The sequence below is a fragment of the Pseudomonas sp. PVC-3-1 genome (assembly GCF_057444315.1).
In genome coordinates this window covers 5,113,696-5,139,672 of the sequence record NZ_CM172023.1, presented here as the reverse complement: position 1 = coordinate 5,139,672, position 25,977 = coordinate 5,113,696, and the positions used below count along the sequence as shown (strand labels likewise).

The window sequence follows — 25,977 nt, the reverse complement described above, 5'->3', positions numbered from 1 at the left end:
CGACGTCATGGCTTACTCCATGAGAATGTTGCGCGCGACGCTATTCCTGCTGCTCTCCTGCCTGGCTGGTGCCCCGGCCTGGGGCGCGTCCCTGGCGCAGACGCCGCTGTTCGTCAGCAACATCGCTCCGCCGATGAACATGCTGGTGGTCGGCCGCGATCAGAAGTTGTACTTCCCGGCCTATAACGATGCCTCCGACATCGACGGCGATGGCCAACTGGACACCTACTACAAGCCCGGCATCGACTACACCGGCTACTTCGACTCCTACAAGTGCTACATCTACGACGTGCTCAGCGGCACCTTCGCGCCGTCCAGCACCACCAGCACCAAGAAGTGCACCAGCGCCCTGGGCCGCTGGAGCGGCGATTACCTCAACTACCTGACCATGTCGCGCCAGGACGTGCTGCGCAAGGTGCTCTACGGCGGCTATCGCTCCACCGACAGCACACTGTCGACGGTGCTCGAACGCGCCTTCATCCCCAACGATGCCCACAGCTGGGGCAAGGAGTACCTGAGCGTCGCCCGCGATGGCTACAGCCTGTCCGACTACACCCCGATCCCGGTCCCTACCAATGGCAAGTACGTGCTCTTCGCCAACACCTCGATCGGCTCCAGCACCCTGGGCTCGTACAACAGCAGCGCCGCACCGAGGCTGCGGATCATCACCAGCCTGCAGCAGGCCCTGCTCGGGACTTACCGGATCTGGGGCTGGGTCTCGCGGGAGTCGGCCCAGGGCACCAATACCCTCACCAGCACCACCAACAGCGACACCACCATCATTCCCGCCTACGACCTCAACGTCCGGGTGCAGGTGTGCGTGGCCGGCCTGCTGGAAAGCAACTGCGCCCAGTACGGTAGCCTCTACAAGCCCACCGGCGTGCTGCATGACTATGGCGCCGCCGACAAGATGTACTTCGGCCTGGTCACCGGCACCTACGCCAACAACCTGCGCGGTGGTGTGGTACGCAAGGCGGCGGCGTCCTTCAGCAATGAATACAACAGCTCCACCGGCCGCTTCCTGACCGATTCCACCACCGGAACCGGCTGCCTCAACGGCCGCTGCTACGTGAACAACAGCGGCATTGTCGCCAACCTCGACCGCCTGGTGTTCTCCGCCGGCTGCACCGACTCCAGCGGTTACAACCTCAACCCGCTGACCAACGGCAAGTGTGTCGACTGGGGCAACCCGCTGGGCGAGATGGCCTACGAGACCCTGCGCTACTACGCCGGCAAGGCACCCACCGCGGCCTACGCCGCCGGCACTGCCGACTCCAACCTGGGCCTCTCCAGCCTGACCAGCTGGAGCAATCCGTACAGCACCTATCCCTCCTGCACCCGGCCCTTCATGACGCTGATGAGCGACGTGAACCCGAGCTACGATTCCGACGTGCCCGGCAGCAGCCTTGGCACCGACAGCCAGCCGACCAGCGACATCAGCTTCAATTTCGCCAGCATCGGCGCGACCCTCTGGAGCCGCGAGGTAGGCGGTAGCGCCTCGGTGAACGTCGGCCAGTCCGGCGGCACCAACGACTCTGCGCCCACCGCCAAGACCGCCAGCAGTTTCGCCACCATCCGCGGGCTGGCCGAGGAACCCACGCGCCAGGGCAGCTACGCGACCTCGGCCGTGTCTTTCTTCGGTAGTCAGAACGCGTTGACCACCGTCGGCGCGAACAAGGTGCAGAGCTTCTCCATCGCCCAGTCCTCGACCCTGCCCAACATCCGCATCAAGACCAGCAAGGGCACGCTGCGGCTGGTGCCGTTCAGCATGAACGTCAGCCAGAACGTGGTCAGCCAGATCACTGGCTTCTACATCGATACCCTGGCCAAGGACAGCGCCGGCAACCTCACCTCCATCACCTTCCGCGTGGTCTACGACGACTCCGCCCAGGGCCGCGACTACGACATGGACGCCATCGTGCTTTACACGGTAACGGCCAGGAGCGACGGCACCGTGGACGTCACCAGCCAGACCGAATATTCGGTGGCCGGCGACGAATCGCACATGGGCTACACCATGGCCGGCACCACCAAGGATGGTGTCTACCTGGAAGTCACCGGCGGCGGCAGCGGCTCCGTGCGCAGCAAGCTCGATACGCCCGACGGCAAGTATCCCGGCGACTGTTCGGCGACCGGCGTGACCTGTGCGCTGCTGCCCGGCCTCAACGGCAGCAGCGGGGCGCTCAGCGGCAATCGCCTGGCCTACCACTCGCGCAACTTCACGCCCTCGGCCACCACCGCCGTGACCAACCTGCAGGACCCCATGTGGTACGCCGCCAAGTACGGCAAGACCGACCTCACCAATTGGGACCGCGATGGCGACGGCGTGCCGGACAACTATTTCCTGGTCAGCAACCCGAGCAAGCTGGCCTCCCAGCTCAAGTCCGCGTTCGACGACATCCTCCAGCTCAACACCTCGGTCGCCGCCGTGGCGGTGGACTCGCAATCGCTGGACAGCGGCAGCTACACCTACGGCAGCAGCTTCGTCACCGGCGACTGGACCGGCGACCTGCTGAAGAAACAGCGCATCCTGACCACCAGCAGCTCCGGTGCGATCACCACAAGCACGACCACCTTGTGGCGGGCTTCGGCGCAACTGGGCACGCCCAGCGCGCGCAATATCCTGTTCGCCAAGAGCGGCTCGCTCACCGCGTTCAACTGGAGCAACCTGACTGCTGCCCAGCAGACTCAGCTCAACCGCACCGTCGCCGGTGTCGTGGACAGCCAGGGGCAGGCGCGGGTCGGCTTCCTGCGCGGCGAGAACAACACCTTCCGCACCCGTACGACGCTGCTTGGCGACATGATCAATTCGGCGCCGGTGCTGGTCAGCGGCTCCGACTACCTGGCTTCGCGCGCTGATGCCCTGGAAGGCAGCACGACCTACGCGGCGTTCGCCACGGCGCTGGCGGCGAAACCCTCTGTGGTCTACGTCGGCGCCAACGACGGCATGCTGCACGCTTTCAATGCGTCCACGGGTGCCGAAATCTTCGCCTTCATCCCCAGCGCGGTGATCCCCAACCTCAACGCCCTCACCGCGCCGGACTACGGCAAGCAGCAGGGCACCGAGCACCGCTATTTCGTGGACGGTACCCCGGTGGTGTCCGACGTCTACTACGGCTCGGCCTGGCACAAGGTCCTGCTGGGCAGTCTGGGAGCCGGCGGCCGCGAGGTGTTTGCGCTCGACGTCAGCGACCCCACCGCGCCCAGGCTGCTCTGGGAGTTCACCAGCGACAACGACAGCAGCCTGGGTTACACGGCGGCGCGGCCTTCCATCGCACGTCTGCACAACGGCAAGTGGGTGGCACTGGTGCCCAACGGCTACGACATTGGCAGCAGCAGCGCCTCGCTGCTGATCATCGACATCCAGACCGGCACGCTGCTGAAGAAAATCACCGCTACCCCGAGCCTGACCGCCGCCGAAACCGCCTCGTTGGATGCCCTCAACAATGGCCTGTCGCGGCTGTTCGTGGCCGACGCCAACAACGACGGCATCGCCGACTATGCCTATGGCGGCGATCTGCTGGGCAACCTCTGGCGTTTCGACCTGATCGACACCAGCCAGGGCGACCCGCTCAACAGCACCGCCTCGGAGGCGCGCTATGCCGTGTCCTTTGGCGGCAACCCGCTGTTCGTCGCGCGCAATGCCAGTGGTACGCGCCAGCCGATCACCACCGCGCCGTACCTGGTCGATCATCCCGGCGGCATCGGCTACATCGTGGCCTTCGGCACGGGCCGCTACCTGCTCACTGCCGACAAGACTTCCACCGAGCAGCAGAGTGTCTACGGCATCTGGGATCGCAAGATTGCCGGCGAAGCCACCAGCTCCTCGCTGACGGCCGCGCGCACGCGCAGCAACCTGCAGGCACAGACACTCAGCGCGGGCACCCTCAACGGCACGTCGATCTACACCCTGAGCAACAACGACGTGGCCTGGTACGACACCTCAGGCAACACGGCCGACGCCAACGTCAACAAATGGGGCTGGTATTTCGACTTCCCGGTGGCCGGCGAACGGCAGATCTACGACATGACCCTCTACGGCTCCAGCCTGATCTTCACCAGTTCCACGCCGCAGACCGGTACCTGCGCCGCCGGCCTCTCCGGCACCCGCTACGCCATCGATCCGGAGCGCGGCGGGCTGGTGCCGTACAACGTCTTCGACCTGAACAACGACGGCACCTTCGATGCGCTCTCGGCCTTCATCACCGGAGGCGGCGACATTACCGTCTCGGGTGGTTACACCTACAGCGGCTCCGACAGCGGCACCACGGGCCTGCCGGATGCCGTTCACACCAACACCGGCACGGTCAGCGGCCGGCGTACCTGGCAGATACAGCCAGCCAACTGACAAGGAGAAAGCATGAACGCACGTCGGCGGGAAAGGGGCTTTACCCTGATCGAACTGATGATCACGGTGGTAATAGTGGCGATCCTCGCCGCCATCGCCTTCCCCAGCTACCAGCGCTACGTGCTGCGCAGCCATCGCGTCGAAGGCCAGGCGCTGCTGAGCGAGGCGGCCGCGCGCCAGGAGCGCTACTACTCGCAGAACAACGCCTACGCGAGCACTGCCGCCGCGCTGAACATGACCAGCTACGTCAACGGCCTGCAGTACTACAGCCTGGCGATTTCCAACGTCACCGCCACCGGCTACACGCTCACTGCCACCGCCACGGGAGCCCAGGCCAAGGATACCCAGTGCTCGACCCTGACGCTCGACCAGGCCGGCACCCGTGGTAATACCGGCACGGGCACCGGCACCAGTTGCTGGCAATGAGTGCGTGATAAAAGCGGGCGATTGGCGAACACTGCGCCACAGGTCCAATTGCGCCCGCCGGGACCTTGCCCTAGGGTGAAGCGGATCAGCGGGCCTGCCTTGCACCTCGAGCGCCCGCGCGACCGTCCATCTCCGCCAATGCCCGTATTCCGGGCCACGACATAGACTGGGCGCACGAGTCGCGACGAAGAGCGCGGCCAAACACAAGAGTGAGTGCCTGTATGCAAAGCCTGCTGAGCGAGCGCAGCCGCGTGTTCGAGCGTGCCGACCCCTATGCGGTGTCCGGCTACGTCAACCAGCATGTGGGCACCCACGACCTGCGCCTGCCGGCTCACGGCCATCCCCAGGCCAGCCTCAACCATCGCCGTTTCGCCAGCCTCGACCTGTGCCGCATCAGTTACGGTGGCGCGGTGCGCGTCACCTCGCCGGCGCTGGAAAGCATCTTCCACCTGCAGATCCTGCTTAGCGGCCACTGCCTGTGGCGCGGCCAGCGTCAGGAACACTACCTGGCACCGGGCGAGCTGCTGCTGATCAACCCGGACGACCCGGTCGACCTGACCTACTCGGACGATTGCGAGAAATTCATCCTGAAGATTCCGGTGACCCTGCTCGAAGCCATCTGCGCCGAGCAGCGCTGGAATCATCCACGCGTGGGTGTGCGCTTCACCGAGAACCGCTACCAGCTGGGCGAACTGGAAGGCTTCGTCAACCTGCTGTCGATGGTCTGCCAGGAGTCCGAAGCCGGCGAACGTCTGGCACGGGTCGACGAGCACTACCAGCAGATCGTCGCCAGCAAATTGCTCACGCTGCTGAAGACCAATGTCAGCCGCGAGCCTATCGCCGGTGCCAGTGCCTCCTTCGAGCGCATCGAGGCCTACATCGAAGGCCACCTGCGCGAAGATATCGACGTCGAGGCCCTGGCGCGGCAGGCGTCCATGAGCCTGCGATCGCTCTACGCGCTGTTCGAGCGCCATGCCGGCGCCACACCGCGCCAGTACATCCGCCGCCTCAAGCTGGAGCGCATCCGCACCTGCCTGGCGGACCCGGCCTGCAACGTCCGCAGCGTGACCGAGCTGGCGCTGGACTATGGCTTCCTGCACCTGGGGCGGTTTGCCGAGGGGTATCGGCAGCAGTTCGGGGAGCTGCCGTCGGAGACCTTCAAACGCCGAGCCTGATCCGCTCCAGCTGGTCGGCCCTGGCTCTAAGATTCGATTGGCGTGCAGTCTGGGTGTCCGGCGCCGCATCGGCGCGCGCGCGGACTCTTTGTTTCGCCCCCTCGGGCGACCTACTTTGGCAAACGCCCCAAAGTAGGCAAAGGTCTTGCCCCTCCATCCGGTTTTTCGCTTAGGCGAAAAATTCCCTCGTTGAATCGCAGTTTCAGGGGCACGCGCTGACGGGCCATCCCTGGCCCGACAGCGCTCTCGCGGCATCCATGCCGCTCAACCCCTGAAACTCCGATCCAACGAGGCCTCCTGAAAGGGGCGTTCCGGAGTGCTCGGAGGTCGCTCTGGAAGTCCTCAAGAGCAATCAGGAGCAGGTATTCCCTGTAGGAGCGAGCTTGCTCGCGAAGTCGCCTGCCACGTATCCCGCGCATCCGCTCACCAGCACGCCTGCACAAAACGGATACCACTCTGCACAAAGCGGATATTGCCCCCGCCAACCCAGCCCTAACCTGAGCCTGCCTGAACAATAACAACGGAGGCCCCGGCCATGTCCCTGGGTATCGACTACTTGCGTTCGCTGCTTGAGGAAAACCCCGAGGAGGGCGTCTATCGCTGCCGGCGGGAGATGTTCACCGACCCGCGCCTGTTCGACCTGGAGATGAAGCACATCTTCGAAGGCAACTGGGTCTACCTCGCCCATGAAAGCCAGATTCCCGAGAAGAACGACTTCCTGACCACGATGATCGGTCGCCAGTCGATCTTCATCGCGCGCAACAAGGACGGCGTGCTCAACGCCTTCCTCAACGCCTGCAGCCACAAGGGCGCCATGCTCTGCCGGCACAAGTCCGGCAACCGCGCGAGCTACACCTGCCCGTTCCACGGCTGGACCTTCAACAACTCTGGCAAGCTGCTCAAGGTGAAGGACCCGGCCGAGGCCGGCTACCCGGAAGGCTTCAACTGCGAAGGCTCCCACGACCTGACGAAAGTGGCGCGCTTCGAGTCCTATCGCGGCTTCCTCTTTGGCAGCCTGAAGGCCGACATCAAGCCGCTGGTGGAGCACCTGGGCGAGTCGGCGAAGATCATCGACATGATCGTTGACCAGTCCCCCGAAGGCCTGGAAGTGCTGCGCGGGTCGAGCAGCTACATCTACGAAGGCAACTGGAAGCTCACCGCCGAGAACGGTGCCGACGGCTACCACGTCAGCTCCGTGCACTGGAACTACGCTGCCACGCAGAACCAGCGCCAGCAGCGCGAAGCCGGCGAAGAAGTGAAGACCATGAGCGCCGGCGGCTGGGCCAAGCAGGGCGGCGGCTTCTACTCCTTCGACCACGGCCACCTGCTGCTCTGGACCCGCTGGGCCAACCCCGAGGCGCGCCCCGCCTTCGAACGCCGCGACGAACTCGCCCGCGACCATGGCCGTGCCCGCGCCGACTGGATGATCGAGAACTCGCGCAATCTCTGCCTGTACCCCAACGTCTACCTGATGGACCAATTCAGTTCGCAGATCCGCATTGCCCGGCCCATCGACGTCAACCGCACCGAGATCACCATCTACTGCATCGCGCCCAAAGGCGAGAGCAGCGAGGCGCGCGCCCAGCGCATCCGCCAGTACGAGGATTTCTTCAACGTCAGCGGCATGGCCACGCCGGACGACCTGGAGGAATTCCGCTCCTGCCAGCAGGCCTACCAGGGCAGTGCCGGCGGCTGGAATGACATGTCGCGCGGGGCGAAACACTGGGTCGAAGGCGCCGATGACGCGGCGCGGGAAATCGACCTGGCACCTGCCCTGTCCGGCGTGCGTACCGAGGATGAAGGCCTGTTCGTGCTGCAGCACCAGTATTGGCAGCAGACCATGATCGATGCGCTCACCGCCGAGCAGGCCAAGCGTATTGCCGTGAAAGAGGAGGGCGTGTGATGAGCCGCTACGAACTCGTGCGCGATTTCCTCTACCGCGAGGCCCGCTACCTCGACGACAAGGACTGGGATGCCTGGCTGGAGTTGTACGCCGCCGACGCCACCTTCTGGATGCCCTCCTGGGACGACCGCGACCAGCTCACCGAAGACCCGCAGCGGGAAATCTCGCTGATCTGGTACGGCAACCGTGGCGGCCTGGAAGACCGCGTCTTCCGCATCAAGACCGAGCGCTCCAGCGCGACCCTGCCGGACACGCGCACCTCGCACAACCTCAGCAACATCGAGGTGCTCGGTGAGGCCGATGGGCAGTGCCAGGTGCGCTTCAACTGGCACACCCTGAGCTTCCGCTACAAGACCGTCGACAGCTACTTCGGCACCAGCTTCTACACGCTCGACGTGCGCGGCGAGCAACCGCTGGTCAAGGCGAAGAAGGTGGTCCTGAAGAACGACTACGTCCGGCAAGTCATCGACATCTACCACATCTGATTCGCCGTCAGGGCTGTGCGTCGCGCACGTGGATTCGCCACGTGCGCCGCTGCCTGCGCGGCACCGAGGTGCACGCCATGAACCACAAGATCGCCCTCAACTTCGAAGACGGCGTTACCCGCTTCATCGACGCCAGCCCCAGCGAGACAGTGGCCGATGCGGCCTACCGCCAGGGCATCAACATCCCGCTGGATTGCCGCGACGGCGCCTGCGGCACCTGCAAGTGCTTCGCCGAAGCCGGCCGCTACGACCTGGGCCAGGAATACATCGAGGACGCGCTGAGCGAGGACGAAGCCGCGCAGGGCTATGTGCTCACCTGCCAGATGCGTGCGCAAAGCGATTGCGTGGTGCGCGTGCCGGCTTCCTCGCAAGTCTGCAAGACCGCCCAGGCCAGCTTCGAGGCCAGCATCAGCGCGGTGCGCCAGCTCTCCGAAAGCACTATCGCGCTGTCGATAAAGGGCGAGTCGCTGAGCCGGCTGGCCTTCCTGCCGGGGCAGTACGTGAACCTGCAGGTTCCGGGCAGTGGGCAGAGCCGGGCCTACTCCTTCAGCTCGTTGCAGAAGGATGGCGAGGTCAGCTTCCTGATCCGCAACGTGCCGGGCGGCCTGATGAGCAGTTTCCTCAGCGGCCTCGCCAAGGCCGGCGACGCCATGTCCCTGGCCGGTCCGCTGGGCAGCTTCTACCTGCGCGAGATCAGGCGCCCGCTGTTGCTGCTGGCCGGCGGCACGGGCCTGGCGCCGTTCACCGCGATGCTCGAACAGATCGCCGAGCGCGGCAGCGAGCATCCGCTGCACCTGATCTACGGCGTCACCCACGACTTCGACCTGGTGGAGATGGATCGCCTGGAGGCCTTCGCCGCGTGCATCCCCAACTTCACCTGGAGCGCCTGCGTGGCCAGCCCGGAGAGCAGCTACCCGCGCAAGGGTTACGTCACCCAGCACATCGAGCCTGTGCACCTGAATGACGGCGAGGTGGACATCTACCTCTGCGGCCCGCCGCCGATGGTCGAGGCGGTGAGCGCCTACATCCGCGAGCAGGGCATCACGCCGGCGAATTTCTATTACGAGAAGTTCGCGGCGAGTGCTGCGTGAATCCCCTTTACCCCGTCAGCCGGTGAGCGCCGCTTTTTGTAGGAGCGAGCTTGCTCGTGAACAGCTACGCAGCGGGGCATGGTTCGCGAGCAAGGGCTAGGCGCCCCCCCTCGGTCCTACAGAGTGGGCACACCCCGACGTCACGAGGTCACCATGAAAAGATTCAACAACAAGATCGCCCTCGTCACCGGCGCCGCCCAGGGTATCGGCCGGCGCGTTGCCGAGCGGCTGGTGGAAGAGGGCGCGAAGGTCATCGCCGTGGACCGCTCCGAGATCGTCCACGAACTGCAGGATGCCCTCGGCCAGCACGGCGAAGTCCTTACCCTGACCGCCGACCTGGAGCGCTTCGCCGATTGCCAGAGCGTGGTCGACCAGGCCATCGAATGCTTCGGCCGTCTCGATATCCTCATCAACAACGTCGGCGGCACCATCTGGGCGAAACCCTTCGAGCACTACGCCGAAGACGAAATCGAAGCCGAGGTGCGCCGTTCGCTGTTCCCCACGCTCTGGTGCTGCCGCGCCGCGCTGGTGCCGATGCTGGAGCAGGGTGCGGGCGCCATCGTCAACGTCTCGTCCATCGCCACCCGCGGGGTGAATCGCGTGCCCTACGGCGCGGCGAAAGGCGGGGTGAATGCGTTGACTGCCTGCCTGGCCTTCGAGACCGCTGAGCGTGGCGTGCGGGTCAACGCCACCGCGCCCGGCGGCACCGAGGCGCCGCCCCGGCGCATCCCGCGCAATGCGGCACAGCAGGGCGAGCAGGAGAAGGTCTGGTACCAGCAGATCGTCGACCAGACCGTGAGCAGCAGCCTGATGAAGCGCTACGGCAGCATCGACGAGCAGGTCGGCGCGATCCTCTTTCTCGCCTCTGACGAAGCCAGCTACATCACCGGCGTGACCCTGCCGGTGGGTGGCGGCGACCTGGGCTGAGGCGCGGCGATGTTGCGCTTACGGCAGTGTTGCGCCGATCAGTTGCAGGCAGCGTTGCAGCGGCCCGCTGACGTCGCCGCGGCGCTGGCTGAGGATGATAGGCGAGACCGCCTCGGCGTCGGTCAGGGTGGCGTAGCCGATGTCGGCGCGGTGCTGTTGCTGCACCGACGCCGGCACCAGCGCCACGCCCAGGCCAGCGGCGACGAGGCCGATGGCGGTCTGCAGTTCGTTGGTCCACTGCGCAACGCGCACGCTCAGGCCGTGATTGGCGAACAGCGCCAGTACATGGTCGGCATAGCTGGGGCGCGGGTTGGCCGGGTAGAGCACGAAGTCCTCGCCGGCCAGTTGCGCAAGGCTCAGCGGGGCGCCGAGCAGGTGATGCCCGGCTGGCAGCACGGCGACCATCGGTTCCTCGCGCAATACCTGCTGGGTAATGGCCGGGTCGTCGAGGCGGATACGCCCGAAGCCGATGTCGATGCGCCCGCTTTTCAGTGCCTCGACCTGTTGCACCGTGGTCATTTCCTGCAGCCCCAGTTCCAGAGCGGCATCACCGCGCAGCTCGCGGATCAGCTCGGGCAAGCCGTCGTACAGCGTCGAGGGCGCGAAGCCGATGCCGAACCATTGGCGCTCGCCGCGACCAATGCGCCGGGTGCTCTCGCAGATGCTTTCCAGCTGCGCCAGCAGGGTGCCGGTCTGCTCGTGGAAGTAGCGTCCGGCGTCGGTCAGGCGCAGCGGCCGGCCGCGTTCCAGCAAGGGCACGCCGAGCAGTTCCTCGAGCTGCTGGATCTGCCGGCTCAGCGGCGGCTGGGCGATGTGCAGGCGCTCGGCGGCGCGGGTGAAGTTGAGGGTGCCGGCCACTTCACGGAAGTAGCGCAGGTGTCGCAGCTCCATGATACCTCCAGGGTATGCAACAAGACGGCATCGATATTGGACTGGCCGCAGGACCCAGCGCAATCCTTCGTCAATCGTGAAAAGACCTTCCGGGTATCGCCAGTGCGTTGCCCGGTTCCACCAGAAACCCCAGAACGGAACGCCGTCCATGAGTAGCCCCGTCATCGAGCGCATCGAGTCGATCATCGTCGACCTGCCGACCATCCGCCCGCACAAGCTGGCCATGCACACCATGCAGCAACAGACGCTGGTGATCATTCGCCTGCGCTGCTCCGACGGCATCGAGGGCATCGGCGAAGCCACCACCATCGGCGGCCTGGCCTACGGCAACGAGAGCCCGGAAAGCATCAAGGCCAACATCGATGCGCACTTCGCGCCGCGGCTCCAGGGCCAGGACGCCAGCAACCTCAACACCTGCATGCAGCGCCTGGACAAGTCGATCAAGGGCAACACCTTCGCCCGCTCCGGTATCGAGAGCGCGCTGCTGGATGCGCAGGGCAAGCGCCTGGGCCTGCCGGTCAGCGAACTGCTCGGCGGCCGCGTTCGCGACAGCCTGGAAGTGGCCTGGACCCTGGCCTCCGGCGACACCGCCCGCGATATCGCCGAAGCCGAGCAGATGCTGGACATCCGCCGCCACCGCATCTTCAAGCTGAAGATCGGCGCCAACCCGCTGGAGCAGGACCTCAAGCATGTGGTGGCGATCAAGCAGGCCCTGGGCGAGCGCGCCAGCGTGCGTGTGGACGTCAACCAGGGCTGGGACGAATCCCAGGCCATCCGCGGCTGCCAGGTGCTCGGCGAGAACGGCATCGATCTCATCGAGCAGCCCATCTCGCGCATCAATCGCAGCGGCCAGGTGCGCCTGAACCAGCGCAGCCCGGCGCCGATCATGGCCGACGAGTCCATCGAGAGCGTGGCCGACGCCTTCAGCCTCGCCGCCGACGGAGCCGCCAGCATCTTCGCCCTGAAGATCGCCAAGAACGGCGGCCCGCGCGCCGTGCTGCGCACCGCGCAGATCGCCGAAGCCGCCGGGATCGCGCTGTACGGCGGGACCATGCTCGAAGGCGCCGTCGGCACCCTGGCGTCCGCCCACGCCTTCATCACCCTGGAGAAGCTGACCTGGGCCACCGAGCTGTTCGGCCCGCTGCTGCTCACCGAGGAAATCGTCACCGAGCCGCCGGTTTACCGCGACTTCCAGCTTCACGTGCCGCGCACGCCCGGCCTGGGGCTGACGCTCGACGAAGAGCGCCTGACGCGCTTCCGCCGTACCTGACTTTCAACCTGTTCCCGACTGCCCGATAGAGGAGATGACCCGATGCTGTTCCACGTGAAGATGACCGTGAAATTGCCCGTCGACATGGACCCGGCCAAGGCTGCCCAGCTCAAGGCCGACGAGAAGGAACTGGCCCAGCGTCTGCAGCGCGAAGGCAAATGGCGCCACCTGTGGCGCATCGCCGGGCACTACGCCAACTACAGCGTGTTCGACCTCGCCAGCGTCGAGGAGCTGCACGACACCCTGATGCAGCTGCCGCTGTTCCCGTACATGGACATCGAGGTCGACGGGCTCTGCCGCCATCCGTCCTCGATCCACTCCGACGACCGCTGATTTTCGTTCCGTACGACTCGACAAGAACAAGACTTGAGGATCGCACCATGACCGTGAAGATTTCCCAGACTGCCGATATCCAGAAGTTCTTCGAAGAAGCCAGCGGCGCCCTGAACGATGCGGGCAACCCGCGCGTGAAGAACCTCGTCCTGCGCATCCTGCAGGACACCGCGAAGCTCATCGAAGACATGAACGTCACCCCCGACGAATTCTGGAAGGCGGTCGATTACCTCAACCGCCTGGGTGCGCGCCAGGAAGCCGGCCTGGTCGTGGCCGGCCTGGGCATCGAGCACTACCTCGACCTGCTGCTGGACGCCCAGGACGCGGCGGTGGGTATCGAAGGCGGCACCCCGCGCACCATCGAAGGCCCCCTGTACGTGGCCGGCGCGCCGCTGTCCGAAGGCGAGGCGCGGATGGACGATGGCCAGGATGCGGGCACCGTGATGTTCCTTTCCGGCCGCGTGTTCGACCTCGACGGAAAGCCGCTGGCCGGCGCCGTGGTCGACCTCTGGCATGCCAACACCAAGGGCACGTACTCCTACTTCGACAGCAGCCAGTCCGAGTACAACCTGCGCCGGCGCATCGTCACCGACGCCGAGGGCCGCTACAAAGCGCGCAGCATCGTGCCCAGTGGTTATGGCTGCCCGCCGCACGGCCCGACGCAGGAACTGCTGAACCAGCTCGGCCGCCACGGCCAGCGCCCGGCGCACATCCACTTCTTCATTTCCGCACCGGGGCACCGCCACCTGACCACCCAGATCAATCTGGCCGGTGACCAGTACCTGTGGGACGACTTTGCCTATGCCACCCGCGATGGGCTGATCGGCGAGGTACGTTTCGTCGAGGATGCGGCTGCCGCCAAGGCGCGCGGTGTAGAAGGGCGTTTTGCCGAGATCGAGTTCGATTTCCAGCTGCAGCAGGCGGTTTCCGCCGATGCCGAAGACCGCAGCAATCGCCCTCGCGCCTTGCAGCAAGCCTGACGCGAACTTCTCACTGCTTGACCTCGTGTGGCCGGGGAGCAATCGCGGACGGAGTCCGCTCCTACGCCCCCGGTACCTTTCTCGCCAGGAGTGTAGGAGCGGACTCCGTCCGCGATCGTTTCGTCGCTGCGCCTGCCTGCAGATGGGCGCGCGAGCTAGGACGGCCGAGTGATATGACGTCCGTTAGCCCCCTAAGAGAAGTGTTCGATATTCGCACCAATAGTCGATTATCGCATTGTTCGCCCATCCCCCCAGCGGTACCTTTTTCCCACCAGCACCACCCTACACAACGAGACCGACAATGGCTGAACTCCTGACTCTCCGCGAAGCGGTCGAGCGCTTCGTCAACGATGGCGACACCGTCGCGCTCGAAGGCTTCACCCACCTGATCCCCACCGCTGCCTCCCACGAGCTGATCCGCCAGGGCAAGAAGGACCTGCACCTGGTGCGCATGACGCCCGACCTGGTCTACGACCTGCTGATCGGCGCCGGCTGCGTGCGCAAGCTGACCTTCTCCTGGGGTGGCAACCCTGGCGTCGGTTCGCTGCATCGCCTGCGTGACGCGGTGGAGAAGGGTTGGCCGCGCGAACTGGAGATCGACGAGCACAGCCACGCCGACCTCGCCAACTCCTACGTCGCCGGCGCCTCGGGCCTGCCGTTCGCCGTGCTGCGCGCCTACGCAGGCTCCGACCTGCCGAAGGTCAACCCGAACATCAAGTTCATCAACTGCCCGTTCACCGGCGAGCAGCTGGCCGCCGTGCCGTCGGTACGTCCGGACGTCACCGTGATCCACGCGCAGAAGGCCGACCGCAAGGGCAACGTGCTGCTGTGGGGCATCCTCGGCGTGCAGAAGGAAGCCGCCCTGGCCGCCAAGCGCTGCATCGTCACCGTGGAAGAAATCGTCGACGACCTCAACGCGCCGATGAACTCCTGTGTGCTGCCGACCTGGGCGCTGTCCGCCGTCTGCCTGGTGCCCGGTGGTTCGCATCCGTCCTACGCCCATGGCTACTCCGAGCGCGACAACCGCTTCTACCAGGCCTGGGACCCGATCGCCCGCGACCGCGACACCTTCAACGCCTGGATCGATACCTACATCCGTGGCACGAAAGATTTCAGCGAGTTTCGTAGCAAGCTCGCGGAGGCCAAGTAATGAGCGCCTACAGCACCAATGAAATGATGACCGTGGCTGCTGCCCGCCGCCTGAAGAACGGCGCCGTCTGCTTCGTCGGCATCGGCCTGCCGTCCAAGGCCGCCAACCTGGCGCGCCTGACTGCATCGCCGGACGTGGTCCTGATCTACGAATCCGGCCCCATCGGCGCCAAGCCCAGCGTGCTGCCGCTGTCCATCGGTGACGGCGAGCTGGCCGAAACCGCCGACACCGTAGTGCCCACCGGTGAGATCTTCCGCTACTGGCTGCAGGGCGGGCGCATTGACGTCGGTTTCCTCGGCGCGGCCCAGGTCGATCGCTTCGGCAACATCAACACCACCGTCATCGGCGATTACAACAAGCCGAAAGTGCGCCTGCCCGGCGCCGGCGGCGCGCCGGAGATTGCCGGTTCCGCCAAGGAAGTGCTGATCATCCTCAAGCAATCCCACCGCACCTTTGTCGACAAGCTGGCCTTCATCACCTCGGTCGGCTTCGGCGAGGGCGGCGACCACCGCCAGCAATTGGGCCTTCCCGGAAAAGGCCCGGTGGCGATCATCACCGACCTCTGCATCATGGAGCCGGAAGCCGGCAGCAACGAATTCATCGTCACCTCGCTGCACCCGGGCGTGACCCGCGAGCAGGTCGTCGAGGCAACTGGCTGGGCGATCCGCTTCGCCGACAAAGTCACCGAGACCATCGCGCCGACCGACATCGAGCTGGAAGCCCTGCGCGCCCTGGAGGCCCGCACTGCTGCCGCCCACGGTCAGCTGGGAGGTGAGGAATGAGCCGCGAGGTCTTCATCTGCGACGCCGTGCGCACGCCCATCGGCCGCTTCGGCGGCTCGCTGGCCGGCGTACGCGCCGACGACCTTGCCGCCGTGCCGGTGAAGGCGCTGCTGGAACGTAACCCGCAGGTCGACTGGGCAGCGCTGGACGAGGTCTACCTCGGCTGCGCCAACCAGGCCGGCGAGGACAACCGCAACGTCGCGCGCATGGCACTGCTGCTGGCGGGCCTGTCGGAGAGCGTGCCGGGCGTCACCCTCAACCGTCTCTGCGCCTCGGGCCTGGACGCGGTGGGTACCGCCTTCCGCGCCATCGCCAGCGGTGAGGCCGAGTTGGTCATCGCCGGCGGCGTGGAGTCCATGTCCCGCGCGCCCTACGTGATGGGCAAGGCCGACAGCGCCTTTGGTCGCGGGCAGAAGATCGAGGACACCACCATCGGCTGGCGCTTCATCAACCCGCTGATGAAGGCCCAGTACGGCGTGGACGCCATGCCGCAGACGGCCGACAACGTGGCCGACGATTACAGCGTCAACCGTGCCGACCAGGACGCTTTCTCCCTGCGCAGCCAGCAGCGTGCCGGCGTTGCCCAGGCCAGCGGCTACTTTGCCGAGGAAATCGTTCCGGTGGTGATCAAGGGCCGCAAGGGCGAGACAGTGGTTGATACCGACGAGCACCCGCGCCCGGACACCACGCTGGAAGCGCTGGCCAAGCTCAAGCCGGTCAACGGCGAGGGCAAGACCGTGACTGCCGGCAACGCCTCGGGCGTGAACGACGGCGCGGTGGCGCTGATCCTTGCCAGCGCCGAAGCGGTGAAGAAACATGGCCTGACGCCGCGCGCGAAAGTGCTCGGCATGGCCAGCGCCGGCGTCGCCCCGCGCGTGATGGGCATCGGCCCGGTGCCGGCGGTGCGCAAGCTGCTGGAGCGCTTGAACCTGTCGATGGGCCAGTTCGATGTCATCGAACTCAACGAAGCCTTTGCTGCGCAAGGGCTGGCAGTGACCCGCGAACTCGGCGTCGCCGATGATGATGCGCGGGTGAACCCCAACGGCGGCGCCATCGCCCTCGGCCACCCGCTGGGCGCCAGCGGCGCGCGCCTGGTGCTGACGGCCGTGCACCAGTTGCAGAAGACTGGCGGCAAGCTCGGCTTGTGCACCATGTGCGTGGGCGTAGGGCAGGGTGTGGCGCTGGTCGTCGAGCGCGTCTAGCTCTTGTAGGAGCGAGGGGGACGCCTAGTCCTTGCTCGCGAACAACCCCCGCTGCGGGGCTCAGGTTCGCGAGCAAGCTCGCTCCTACAGAGTCGTCCTCTGCGGTCATACTGTCCCGACCACGCCCGCCGATCTCCGGAGCTGCCTCGTGAGCACCAATCTTCTGTTCGACGCCTACTTCACTCAGCCCGCCATGCGCGCGATCTTCAGCGACCACGGCCGGGTGCAGGGCATGCTCGACTTCGAGGCCGCATTGGCTCGCGCCGAAGCCCGTGTGGGCGTTGTCCCGACGAGCGCCGTGGCGCCCATCGCCGCCGCCTGCCGCGCTGAACTCTACGATTTCGCGGCACTAGCCCAGGCCATCTGCAGCGCCGGCAATTCCGCCATTCCGCTGGTGAAGGCGCTGGGCAAGCGCATCGCCGCCGAGGATGCCGAAGCCGAGCGCTACGTGCATCTTGGCGCCACCAGCCAGGACGCCATGGATTCCGGGCTGGTCCTGCAACTGCGTGCCGCCATCGAGTTGCTGGAAAGCGATCTCGCCCAGTTGGCCGACGCGCTTGCCGTTCAGGCACAAGCCCAGGCCGGCACGCCCATGGTCGGCCGTACCTGGCTGCAGCACGCCACTCCCGTCACCCTCGGCATGAAGATCGCTGGCTGGCTGGGCGCGATTACCCGTCATCGCCAGCGCTTGAGCGAGCTCAAGCCGCGCCTGCTGTGCCTGCAGTTCGGCGGTGCCTCCGGCAGCCTCGCTGCCCTCGGTGAGCAGGGTTTTGCCGTGGCTGAGGCGTTGGCTGAAGAGTTGGACCTGCAACTGCCCGAGCAACCTTGGCACACCCAGCGTGATCGTCTGGTGGAGTTCGCCAGCCTGCTCGGCCTGATCGCCGGCAGCCTCGGCAAGCTGGGCCGTGATCTCAGCCTGCTGATGCAGACCGAGGCCGGCGAAGTATTCGAGCCGTCCGCGCCGGGCAAGGGTGGCTCGTCCACCATGCCGCACAAGCGCAACCCGGTGGGCGCCGCGGTGCTGATCGGCGCGGCCACCCGCGCGCCGGGACTGGTCTCGACCCTGTTCGCCGCCATGCCCCAGGAGCACGAGCGCAGCCTCGGCCTGTGGCACGCCGAATGGGAAAGCCTGCCGGAGCTGTGCTGCCTCGTCTCCGGTTCCCTGCAACAGGCGCTGTCCCTCGTGCCGGGCCTGGAAGTCGACGCCGAGCGCATGCTCGCCAACCTCGATCTCACTCGCGGCCTGGTGCTGGCCGAAGCGGTGAGCATCGCCCTGGCCCAGCGCATCGGCCGCGATGCCGCCCACCATCTGGTGGAACAGTGCTGCAAGCAGGCGGTAAAGGACGGTGCACACTTGCGCGCGGTGCTCGGCGCCAATGCCGAGGTCACTGCCCAACTGACTGCGGAGGAACTGGATCGCCTGCTCGATCCCGCCCATTACCTGGGCCAGGCGCGCCGCTGGGTCGACCGCGCGCTGGCCGAACATCAAGACCTTTCTTTGCGATAACTGGCTTTGCGATAACAGTCGCAATAGGAGCTTTGCATGCCTGCCGTACGTCTCGCCGATGGCGACCTGAACTACCTTCTTGAGGGGCCTGCTGGCGCCCCCGTGCTGGTGCTGTCCAACTCCCTGGGCACCGACCTGCACATGTGGGACGCGCAGGTCGCGGCCTTCAGCGAGCACTTGCGCGTGCTGCGTTATGACACCCGTGGCCACGGCGCCTCGCTGGTCACGCCCGGCCCCTACAGCATCGAGCAGAACGGCCGCGACGTACTGGCGCTGCTGGACGCGCTGGATATTCCACGCGCGCATTTCTGCGGCCTGTCCATGGGCGGCCTGATCGGCCAGTGGCTGGGCATCCATGCGCCGGAACGCCTCGCGCGTCTGGTGCTGTGCAACACCGCCGCCAAGATCGGCACGCCCGAGGTGTGGAATCCACGCATCGAGACTGTACTCAGCGGCGGTGCCGAGGCTATGCGTAACCTGCGTGACGCGTCGATCTCGCGCTGGTTCACGGCGGACTTTGCGGAAGGCTATCCGGGCAAGGTCGAGCCCATCGTCGGCATGCTCGCGCAGACATCGCCGGAAGGTTATGCGGCCAACTGCGCGGCCGTGCGCGACGCCGACTTCCGTGGCGAGATCGGCGCCATCACCGCGCCGACCCTGGTGGTCTGCGGTGCCGCCGATCCGGTGACCACCACCGAGGACGGCCGCTTCCTGCAAGCGCGTATCCCCGGCGCCGAACTGGTGGAATTCCGCGCCGCGCACCTGTCCAACGTGCAGGCGGGGGATGCCTTCAGCCAGCGCGTACTGAGTTTCCTGCGCGCTTGATTGCTCTTCGCAGGAGCGAGCTTGCTCGCGAACCCCGTCCCCTCAGCCGGGATTGTTCGCGAGCAAGGGCTAGGCGCCCCCCTCGGTCCTGCAAGGTTCCGATTTGGAGTTTGAGATGGACGAAAAAGAACGCTACGAAGCCGGCATGCAGGTACGTCGCGCGGTGCTCGGCGATGCCCACGTCGACCGCAGCCTGGCCAAGCGCAACGCCTTCAACGAAGAGTTCCAGGAAATGATCACCCGCCACGCCTGGGGTGACATCTGGACCCGCCCCGGCCTGCCGCGCCACACCCGCAGCCTGATCACCATCGCCATGCTGATCGGCATGAACCGCGAGGGCGAACTCACGCTGCACCTGCGCGCCGCGCGCAACAACGGGGTGACCCGCGAGGAGATCAAGGAAGTGTTGCTGCAGAGCGCGATCTATTGCGGCATCCCCGCTGCCAACGCCACCTTCCACCTCGCCGAGGCGGTGTGGGACGAGCTGGGCACCGAGTCGCTGGACGACGCCTGATCGTCAGCGCAGGCGTCCCCCGGACCACGCATCCGGGTGGCGTCTGATTTTGCCGGGAGGGTTCGCGAGCAAGCTCGCTCCTACAGGTTCGTTCCGCCGCGCTCTTCGTAGGACCGAGGGGGTGCCTAGTCCATACTCGCGATCCTGCCTGGGCATTGCGTATGACCAGCATTGGGCTCTTGTAGGAGCGGACTCCGTCCGCGATGGGTCTGCATCGCGCCGGAATCCATCGCGGACGGAGTCCACTCCCACGAGAGCAAGAGCCCCTAACCCTCTCCCGCAAGCGGGAGAGGGGACCGCCCGGGCAGGATGAAACCTAGACGTCAGCCGGCACGGACGGCTCCCTCTCCCTATGGGAGAGGGCTGGGGTGAGGGAAATGCGTAGGCACTGCGCTCCCCAGAACCTCAGCTCTCCAGCTCCTTCCGGTCCCTGAACAACTCCAGTGCCTGCGGATTGGCCAGGGCGTCGGTGTTCTTCACCGGCCGGCCGTGCACCACGTTGCGCACCGCCAGTTCGACGATCTTGCCGCTGATGGTGCGCGGGATGTCGGTGACCGCGAGGATCTTCGCCGGCACGTGGCGCGGAGTGGTGTTGCTGCGGATGGTCTGGCGGATGCGTTCCTGCAACGTCTCGTCCAGCTCCACGCCATCACGCAGACGCACGAACAGCACCACGCGCACGTCGCCCTGCCAGTCCTGGCCGATGGCGATGGATTCCAGTACCTGCTCGACCTTTTCCACCTGGCGGTAGATTTCCGCCGTACCGATGCGTACGCCACCGGGGTTGAGCACGGCATCCGAACGGCCGTGGATCACCAGACCGCCGTGTTCGGTTTCCTCGGCATAGTCGCCGTGGGCCCAGACGCCGGGGAAGGTGGCGAAGTAGGCGTCGAGGAATTTCTCGTCGTTCTCGTCGTTCCAGAAGCCCACCGGGATCGATGGGAAGTGCTTCACACAGACCAGCTCGCCTTTCTCGCCGTGCACCGGCTGACCCGACTCGCCCCAGACCTCCACCGCCATGCCCAGCGCTTTGCACTGGATTTCCCCGCGCCATACCGGCGCGGTCGGATTGCCGATGGCGAAGCAGGAAACGATGTCGGTGCCGCCGGAGATCGACGACAGGCAGAGGTCGGGTTTCACGTCGCGGTAGACGTAGTCGAAGCTCTCGTGGGCCAGCGGCGAGCCGGTGGAGAGGAGCGCCTTCAGACGCTCCAGAGAGTGGGTCAGGCGCGGGCGCACACTGGCTTTCTCCAGCGCCGCGATGTACTTGGCGCTGGTGCCGAAGACACTGATGTGCTCCGCGTCGATCAGGTCCATCAGGCGCTCGGGGCCGGGGTGGAAGGGCGAGCCGTCGTAGAGCACCAGGGTGGCGCCCACAGCCAGTCCCGAGGCCAGCCAGTTCCACATCATCCAGCCGCAGGTGGTGTAGTAGAACAGCGTGTCGTCCTGCCCCAGGTCGACGTGCAGGCCGTGTTCTTTCAAGTGCTGCAACAGCACGCCGCCGGTGCCGTGGACGATGCACTTGGGCACGCCGGTGGTGCCCGATGAGTAGAGGATGTACAGCGGATGGTCGAAGGGCACCGGGGTGAACACCGGTTCGCCGCCGCTGTGGAAGAAGTCCTGCCAGAGGCTGACCTGCGCCGGGGTCTGGAAGTCGCTGCGGCGAGCGTGACCGTTGGCGTAGGGGACGATCACCAGCTGTTCCAGGCTGGGCAGTTGGGCGAGGATTTCGTTGAGCTTGGCGGTCAGGTCCAGCACCTTGCCGGCGTAGCGATAGCCGGCGCAGGCGATCAGCACCTTGGGTTCTATCTGGCCGAAGCGGTCGATTACGCCCTGGGTACCAAAATCCGGCGAACAGCTCGACCAGGTGGCGCCCAGGCTGGTGGTGGCGAGCATGCCGACCACGGTCTGCCAGGTGTTGGGCATGAAGGCCGCGACCCTGTCGCCGACGCCCACGCCCGCTTCGCGCAGGGCGCGTTGCAGCCCGGCAACCTGAGCCGCCAGCTCGGCATGACTGATCACCTCGCGGCGTTCGTCTTCGCTGATGGCGATCAGTGCCGGCTTGTGATCGCGGCGGCGCAGCAGGTGTTCGGCGAAGTTCAGGGTGGCGCCGGGGAACCAGCGCGCATCGGGCATTTCCGGGCCTTCCTCGAGGACCGCCGTGGGCGCTTCGTGGAACTGCACGCCAAAGGTATCAACGATGGCCAGCCAGAAGGCTTCGCGCTCGGCGATGCTCCAGGCGTGCAAGGCGGCGTAGTCGGGCAGGTCCAGCCCGTGCTGCTCGGCCACCTTGCGGCGGAAGCCGTCCATGCGGGTGGCGGCGATGCGTTCGGGGGAGGGGCTCCAGAGCGCCTGGTTCATCGACTACAACTCCAGCTGATTCGTGTTTGGCGGAAGGCACCGCCGACGAACGGTGCCTGCGCATCATGTCACGAAGCGCCGCAGGAACCCTCAAGTCACTGGGCGACCCAGCCGCCATCCATGTTCCAGGCGGCGCCGCGGACCTGGGCGGCAGCTTCAGAACACAAGAATAGCGCCAGCTCGCCCAACTGGTCGGCGGTGACGAAATCCAGCGATGGCTGCTTCTCCGCCAGCAGGTCGTGGCGAGCCTGTTCCGGGCTGGCGCCGGCTGCGATGCGCGCGTCGATCTGCTGTTGTACCAGCGGCGTCAGCACCCAGCCGGGACAGATGGCGTTGCAGGTGATGGCAGTGGTGGCGGTTTCCAGGGCGGTGGTCTTGGTCAGTCCGATCACCCCGTGCTTGGCGGCCACGTAGGCGCTCTTGCCGGCGGAGGCGACCAGACCGTGGGTCGAGGCGATGTTGAGGATGCGCCCCCAGCCACGCTGGCGCATACCCGGCAGCGCCAGGCGGGTGGTATGGAACACCGAGGAAAGGTTGATGGCGATGATCGCGTTCCAGCGCTCCACGGGGAAATCCTCCAGCGCTGCGACGTGCTGGATACCGGCGTTGTTGACCAGGATGTCGAGGCCGCCGAACTCGCGCTCGACGTAGGCGATCATCTCGGCGATCTGCTCGGGTTGCGCCATGTCCGCGCCGTGGTGACCGATGCGCGTGCCGTGCACCGACAGTTCACGCACGGCCGCGTCGATGTCGCCGAAGCCGTTGACCACCACATTGGCGCCCGCCTGCGCGAGCCGCGCAGCGATGCCCAGGCCGATGCCGCTGGTGGAGCCGGTGACCAGTGCGGTCTTGCCCTTGAGTGTCATGCAAATCTCCTCTGGAACGGGTTGCTCGCATTGCTGCGACTATCAATTCATAGGGCTGCCCAGAATTCGTTTGTGGCCTTGCGAGCTAGAGCAGAACAAGGAAAAAGCAGGCGAGGACGCGGCGTTGACGTGGAGTCAATGAGCAGTCATCGCCTGCTTTTGATGCAGTTATGCCGACGCGCAGCTAGCCACAAGCGGATTCTCAGACGATCCCGGTGGCGTAGAAGGTGCCTATCACCACGAACACCGCGAGGGTCTTGATCAGGGTGATGGCAAAGATGTCCTTGTAGGCCTCGCGGTGGGTCAGGCCGGTGACCGCGAGCAGGGTGATCACCGCGCCGTTGTGGGGCAGGGTGTCCATGCCGCCAGAGGCCATGGCCGCGACCCGGTGCAGTACCTCCAGCGGGATGTTGGCGGCGTGGGCGGCGGCGATGAACTGCTCGGACATGGCCGCCAGGGCGATGCTCATGCCGCCCGACGCCGAACCGGTGATGCCGGCCAGGGTGGTGACGGTGATGGCCTCGTTGACCAGCGGATCGGGAATCTTCTTCAGCGCATCGGCCAGCACCAGGAAGCCCGGCAGCGAGGCGATCACGGCGCCGAAGCCATACTCCGAGGCGGTGTTCATCGCCGCCAGCAGCGCGCCGGACACGGCGGTCTTGCTGCCCTCGGCGATCTTGCTGCGGATCACCGCGAAGCTGGTCACCAGCACCAGCAGGATGCCCAGCAGCAGCGCCGCCTGCACCGCCCAGATGCCGGTCAGCTTGGCCACGTCGCTGGCCACCGGCGCGGCCATGCCGGCCAGTTGCAGGCTGTGGGTCTTGCCGTAGACCTGGGGAATCCAGTGGGTGAACAGCAGGTTGGCGACGCCCACCAGCACCAGTGGCGAGAGCGCCAGCAGCGGGTTGGGCAGCTTGATGTCGTCGGCGGTTTCCGGCTCGTTGCGCAACTCGTTGCCGTAGCCTTCACCGGCGGCGCGCGCCTTGCCGGCCTGGCGGCGCAGGAACAGCATGCCGACGCTGAACACGAACAGGCTGCCGATCACGCCCAGCCAGGGCGCGGCCCAGCCGGTGGTGTTGAAGAAGGCGGTGGGGATGATGTTCTGGATCTGCGGGGTGCCGGGCAGGGCGTCCATGGTGAAGCTGAACGCGCCCAGGGCGATGGTCGCCGGGATCAGCCGCTTGGGGATATTGCTCTGGCGGAACATCTCGGCGGCGAACGGATAGACCGCGAACACCACCACGAACAGCGACACGCCGCCGTAGGTGAGCAGGGCGCAGACCAGCACGATGACCAGCATCGCCTGGCTGGTGCCGAGCAGGCGGATGGCCGCGGCGACGATGGAGCGGGAGAAGCCCGACAGCTCGATCAGCTTGCCGAACACCGCACCGAGCAGGAACACCGGGAAGTAGAGTTTGACGAAGCCGACCATCTTCTCCATGAACACGCCGGTGAAGGCCGGGGCGACGGCGGAGGGGTCGGTCAGCAGCACCGCGAGCAGTGCGGCGATGGGGGCGAAGAGGATCACGCTGTAGCCGCGGTAGGCGGCGAGCATCAGCAGGGCGAGGGCCGCGAGGGCGATGACCACGCTCATCGAAGTATCTCCAGTTGTCGCGCGGCTCCGGGCCGCGCGTCGTTCTTGTTGTAGTAGGGGCGCGTGACGTTAGGGCGGTTACCAGAGCGGCAGCACGTAGCTGAGGATCAGGCGGTTTTCGTCGAGGTCGTTGCCGAAATGGCTGGAACGCACCGTCGCATTGCGCCACTTCACGCCGACGTTCTTCAGCGGGCCGCTCTGCACCACGTAGCCGATGTCGGTATCGCGCTCCCATTCCTTGCCTTCGGGCTTGCCCGCGCCCAGTTCGATATTGTCGCCGGACAGGTAGCGCGTCATGAAGGTCAGGCCGGGCACGCCAAGGGCGGCGAAGTCGTAGTCGTAGCGAGCTTGCCAGGACTTCTCGTCGCGGTTGGCGAAGTCGCCGATCTGCACGAAGTTGACCAGGAAGGCATCGGTGCCGCCGATGTAGGCGAAGCCGGTGTCGCCGCTCATCTTCTGGTAGCCGGCGCCGAAACCGTGGCCGCCCAGGGTGTAGGTGAGCATGGCGCCGAAGGCGCGGTTGTCGACGTTGCTGTGGCCATCGTCGTCGGAGCGCGCGTAGCGCAGGTCGGTCTTCAGCGACTGGCCGGCGGCGATGGGCAGCACGTGCACCAGGTTGACGATGTGCTGGTCGTAGAGTCCGTCGAGCTTGGCGTAGCTGTAGCCGGTGGTGAGTTGCGGCGTCCACTTGTAGCTCAGGCCGGCGAAGTCGAACTGGTCGCTGCTGTCGGTGGCGACGATGCCGCGCGCGCTGCCGCTGGTGACGGTCATGTCCTCGCGGTTGGAGGAGTCGCGCTGGCTCACCTGGCGCAGGCGGCCGCCGTCGAAGGTCAGGCCGGCGAATTCGGCGGAATTCAGGTGCGCGCCTTCGAAAGTCTGCGGCAGCAGGCGCGAATCGTTGGCCAGCACGGTGGGCAGCTTGGGCAGCAGGGTGCCGATCTTCAGCGTGCTCTTCGACGCGCGCAGCTTGGCGGTCAGGCCCAGCTCGCTGTAGTCGTCCGGCGCGCCGTTGACCTTGTCCTTGTCGCGTGGCAGCAGGCCGGAGCCGGCGCGATCGGGGCTGGAATCCAGCTTCACGCCGAGCAGGCCGAGGGCATCCACGCCCACGCCGATGGTGCCTTCGGTGTAGCCGGATTCGTAACGCAGCAGGAAGCCCTGCGCCCACTCTTCCTGCTTGGACTGCGCGGCGTTGTCCTGGCGGAAGTCGCGGTTGAAGTAGAAGTTGCGCAGCTCGACGCTGGCCTTGCTGTCTGCAAGAAACTCGGCGAAGGCCTGGGGCGAAAGGGCGAGGGTGGAACCAAGGGCGGTGATGACGGCGGCATGATTGAGCGTGGAGCGGCTCATCGG

General features: G+C 66.1%; 21 protein-coding genes. 16 read left to right on the top strand and 5 right to left on the bottom strand.

From position 1 onward, the window contains the following. Positions 1-7: 7 nt before the first annotated feature. The 7 genes from AC2T4A_RS23555 (at position 8) to AC2T4A_RS23525 (ending at position 10,355) form a co-directional block, all read left to right on the top strand. Positions 8-4,348 (top strand): pilus assembly protein, encoded by a 4,341-nt coding sequence (locus AC2T4A_RS23555; RefSeq protein WP_486741944.1) that lies wholly within the window; start codon positions 8-10, stop codon positions 4,346-4,348. Positions 4,349-4,360: 12 nt separating this feature from the next. Continuing rightward, entirely contained in the window at positions 4,361-4,774 is a 414-nt protein-coding gene (locus AC2T4A_RS23550; RefSeq protein WP_416746830.1) for a type IV pilin protein, read from the top strand. A 221-nt stretch (positions 4,775-4,995) separates the two neighbouring features. Continuing rightward, positions 4,996-5,949, top strand: a complete 954-nt coding sequence (locus AC2T4A_RS23545; protein ID WP_486741943.1) for an AraC family transcriptional regulator — start codon at positions 4,996-4,998, stop codon at positions 5,947-5,949. Positions 5,950-6,484: 535 nt separating this feature from the next. After that, entirely contained in the window at positions 6,485-7,852 is a 1,368-nt protein-coding gene (gene benA / locus AC2T4A_RS23540) for a benzoate 1,2-dioxygenase large subunit (protein WP_486741942.1), read from the top strand. Then, on the top strand, positions 7,852-8,337 hold the full coding sequence (benB, locus tag AC2T4A_RS23535; RefSeq protein ID WP_037016985.1) for a benzoate 1,2-dioxygenase small subunit: 486 nt from the start codon (positions 7,852-7,854) through the stop codon (positions 8,335-8,337). Before benA ends, benB begins: the two co-directional genes overlap by 1 nt. A 77-nt stretch (positions 8,338-8,414) precedes the next feature. Beyond that, positions 8,415-9,428, top strand: a complete 1,014-nt coding sequence (gene benC, locus AC2T4A_RS23530; protein WP_478378446.1) for a benzoate 1,2-dioxygenase electron transfer component BenC — start codon at positions 8,415-8,417, stop codon at positions 9,426-9,428. Positions 9,429-9,581: 153 nt separating this feature from the next. Further along, positions 9,582-10,355, top strand: coding sequence for a 1,6-dihydroxycyclohexa-2,4-diene-1-carboxylate dehydrogenase (locus AC2T4A_RS23525; protein ID WP_486741941.1), 774 nt, complete (start codon positions 9,582-9,584; stop codon positions 10,353-10,355). Positions 10,356-10,373: 18 nt separating this feature from the next. On the opposite strand, the gene AC2T4A_RS23520 is transcribed toward AC2T4A_RS23525, so the two are convergent. Next, entirely contained in the window at positions 10,374-11,246 is an 873-nt protein-coding gene (locus AC2T4A_RS23520) for a LysR family transcriptional regulator (RefSeq protein ID WP_486741940.1), read from the bottom strand. Between the two features lie 148 nt (positions 11,247-11,394). Here AC2T4A_RS23520 and AC2T4A_RS23515 point away from each other — a divergent pair, with 148 nt between their 5' ends. The 9 genes from AC2T4A_RS23515 (at position 11,395) to pcaC (ending at position 19,809) form a co-directional block, all read left to right on the top strand. Continuing rightward, positions 11,395-12,516: a muconate cycloisomerase family protein gene (locus tag AC2T4A_RS23515; RefSeq protein ID WP_486741939.1), complete on the top strand. Its 1,122-nt coding sequence runs from the start codon at positions 11,395-11,397 to the stop codon at positions 12,514-12,516. A 42-nt stretch (positions 12,517-12,558) separates the two neighbouring features. Continuing rightward, entirely contained in the window at positions 12,559-12,849 is a 291-nt protein-coding gene (gene catC, locus AC2T4A_RS23510) for a muconolactone Delta-isomerase (protein WP_017519458.1), read from the top strand. Between the two features lie 47 nt (positions 12,850-12,896). Further along, a complete protein-coding gene (gene catA, locus AC2T4A_RS23505) occupies positions 12,897-13,829 on the top strand; it encodes a catechol 1,2-dioxygenase (protein ID WP_486741938.1) in 933 nt (310 codons plus the stop codon). Positions 13,830-14,130: 301 nt separating this feature from the next. Beyond that, positions 14,131-14,979, top strand: a complete 849-nt coding sequence (locus AC2T4A_RS23500) for a CoA transferase subunit A (RefSeq protein ID WP_205336281.1) — start codon at positions 14,131-14,133, stop codon at positions 14,977-14,979. Further along, positions 14,979-15,761: a CoA-transferase subunit beta gene (locus AC2T4A_RS23495; RefSeq protein WP_478378407.1), complete on the top strand. Its 783-nt coding sequence runs from the start codon at positions 14,979-14,981 to the stop codon at positions 15,759-15,761. The genes AC2T4A_RS23500 and AC2T4A_RS23495 overlap by 1 nt, the downstream gene beginning before the upstream one ends. Continuing rightward, positions 15,758-16,963, top strand: coding sequence for a 3-oxoadipyl-CoA thiolase (gene pcaF / locus AC2T4A_RS23490; protein WP_486741937.1), 1,206 nt, complete (start codon positions 15,758-15,760; stop codon positions 16,961-16,963). The genes AC2T4A_RS23495 and pcaF overlap by 4 nt, the downstream gene beginning before the upstream one ends. A gap of 193 nt (positions 16,964-17,156) precedes the next feature. Further along, complete coding sequence (locus AC2T4A_RS23485) at positions 17,157-18,470, top strand: 3-carboxy-cis,cis-muconate cycloisomerase (protein ID WP_486743725.1); 1,314 nt, start codon at positions 17,157-17,159, stop codon at positions 18,468-18,470. A gap of 36 nt (positions 18,471-18,506) precedes the next feature. Then, a complete protein-coding gene (gene pcaD, locus AC2T4A_RS23480; protein WP_478378410.1) occupies positions 18,507-19,295 on the top strand; it encodes a 3-oxoadipate enol-lactonase in 789 nt (262 codons plus the stop codon). Between the two features lie 115 nt (positions 19,296-19,410). Continuing rightward, a complete protein-coding gene (pcaC, locus tag AC2T4A_RS23475) occupies positions 19,411-19,809 on the top strand; it encodes a 4-carboxymuconolactone decarboxylase (protein ID WP_024765605.1) in 399 nt (132 codons plus the stop codon). Between the two features lie 405 nt (positions 19,810-20,214). On the opposite strand, the gene AC2T4A_RS23470 is transcribed toward pcaC, so the two are convergent. The 4 genes from AC2T4A_RS23470 to AC2T4A_RS23455 form a co-directional block, all read right to left on the bottom strand. Next, entirely contained in the window at positions 20,215-22,170 is a 1,956-nt protein-coding gene (locus AC2T4A_RS23470) for an acetoacetate--CoA ligase (protein WP_486741936.1), read from the bottom strand. 95 nt (positions 22,171-22,265) lie between these two features. Continuing rightward, the gene (locus tag AC2T4A_RS23465; protein WP_478378412.1) at positions 22,266-23,036 is read right to left on the bottom strand and encodes a 3-hydroxybutyrate dehydrogenase; all 771 of its coding nucleotides are present in this window, start codon (positions 23,034-23,036) and stop codon (positions 22,266-22,268) included. A 202-nt stretch (positions 23,037-23,238) separates the two neighbouring features. Continuing rightward, complete coding sequence (locus AC2T4A_RS23460) at positions 23,239-24,630, bottom strand: GntP family permease (RefSeq protein ID WP_478378413.1); 1,392 nt, start codon at positions 24,628-24,630, stop codon at positions 23,239-23,241. Between the two features lie 78 nt (positions 24,631-24,708). Next, positions 24,709-25,974, bottom strand: coding sequence for an OprD family porin (locus AC2T4A_RS23455; RefSeq protein WP_486741935.1), 1,266 nt, complete (start codon positions 25,972-25,974; stop codon positions 24,709-24,711). Positions 25,975-25,977: the final 3 nt, after the last annotated feature.

Coding starts and splice junctions, on each gene's coding strand:
- AC2T4A_RS23555 (WP_486741944.1), top strand. CDS start 8: ATGGCTTACTCCATGAGAATGTTGCGCGCGACGCTATTCCTGCTGCTC.
- AC2T4A_RS23550 (WP_416746830.1), top strand. CDS start 4,361: ATGAACGCACGTCGGCGGGAAAGGGGCTTTACCCTGATCGAACTGATG.
- AC2T4A_RS23545 (WP_486741943.1), top strand. CDS start 4,996: ATGCAAAGCCTGCTGAGCGAGCGCAGCCGCGTGTTCGAGCGTGCCGAC.
- benA (WP_486741942.1), top strand. CDS start 6,485: ATGTCCCTGGGTATCGACTACTTGCGTTCGCTGCTTGAGGAAAACCCC.
- benB (WP_037016985.1), top strand. CDS start 7,852: ATGAGCCGCTACGAACTCGTGCGCGATTTCCTCTACCGCGAGGCCCGC.
- benC (WP_478378446.1), top strand. CDS start 8,415: ATGAACCACAAGATCGCCCTCAACTTCGAAGACGGCGTTACCCGCTTC.
- AC2T4A_RS23525 (WP_486741941.1), top strand. CDS start 9,582: ATGAAAAGATTCAACAACAAGATCGCCCTCGTCACCGGCGCCGCCCAG.
- AC2T4A_RS23520 (WP_486741940.1), bottom strand. CDS start 11,246: ATGGAGCTGCGACACCTGCGCTACTTCCGTGAAGTGGCCGGCACCCTC.
- AC2T4A_RS23515 (WP_486741939.1), top strand. CDS start 11,395: ATGAGTAGCCCCGTCATCGAGCGCATCGAGTCGATCATCGTCGACCTG.
- catC (WP_017519458.1), top strand. CDS start 12,559: ATGCTGTTCCACGTGAAGATGACCGTGAAATTGCCCGTCGACATGGAC.
- catA (WP_486741938.1), top strand. CDS start 12,897: ATGACCGTGAAGATTTCCCAGACTGCCGATATCCAGAAGTTCTTCGAA.
- AC2T4A_RS23500 (WP_205336281.1), top strand. CDS start 14,131: ATGGCTGAACTCCTGACTCTCCGCGAAGCGGTCGAGCGCTTCGTCAAC.
- AC2T4A_RS23495 (WP_478378407.1), top strand. CDS start 14,979: ATGAGCGCCTACAGCACCAATGAAATGATGACCGTGGCTGCTGCCCGC.
- pcaF (WP_486741937.1), top strand. CDS start 15,758: ATGAGCCGCGAGGTCTTCATCTGCGACGCCGTGCGCACGCCCATCGGC.
- AC2T4A_RS23485 (WP_486743725.1), top strand. CDS start 17,157: ATGCGCGCGATCTTCAGCGACCACGGCCGGGTGCAGGGCATGCTCGAC.
- pcaD (WP_478378410.1), top strand. CDS start 18,507: ATGCCTGCCGTACGTCTCGCCGATGGCGACCTGAACTACCTTCTTGAG.
- pcaC (WP_024765605.1), top strand. CDS start 19,411: ATGGACGAAAAAGAACGCTACGAAGCCGGCATGCAGGTACGTCGCGCG.
- AC2T4A_RS23470 (WP_486741936.1), bottom strand. CDS start 22,170: ATGAACCAGGCGCTCTGGAGCCCCTCCCCCGAACGCATCGCCGCCACC.
- AC2T4A_RS23465 (WP_478378412.1), bottom strand. CDS start 23,036: ATGACACTCAAGGGCAAGACCGCACTGGTCACCGGCTCCACCAGCGGC.
- AC2T4A_RS23460 (WP_478378413.1), bottom strand. CDS start 24,630: ATGAGCGTGGTCATCGCCCTCGCGGCCCTCGCCCTGCTGATGCTCGCC.
- AC2T4A_RS23455 (WP_486741935.1), bottom strand. CDS start 25,974: ATGAGCCGCTCCACGCTCAATCATGCCGCCGTCATCACCGCCCTTGGT.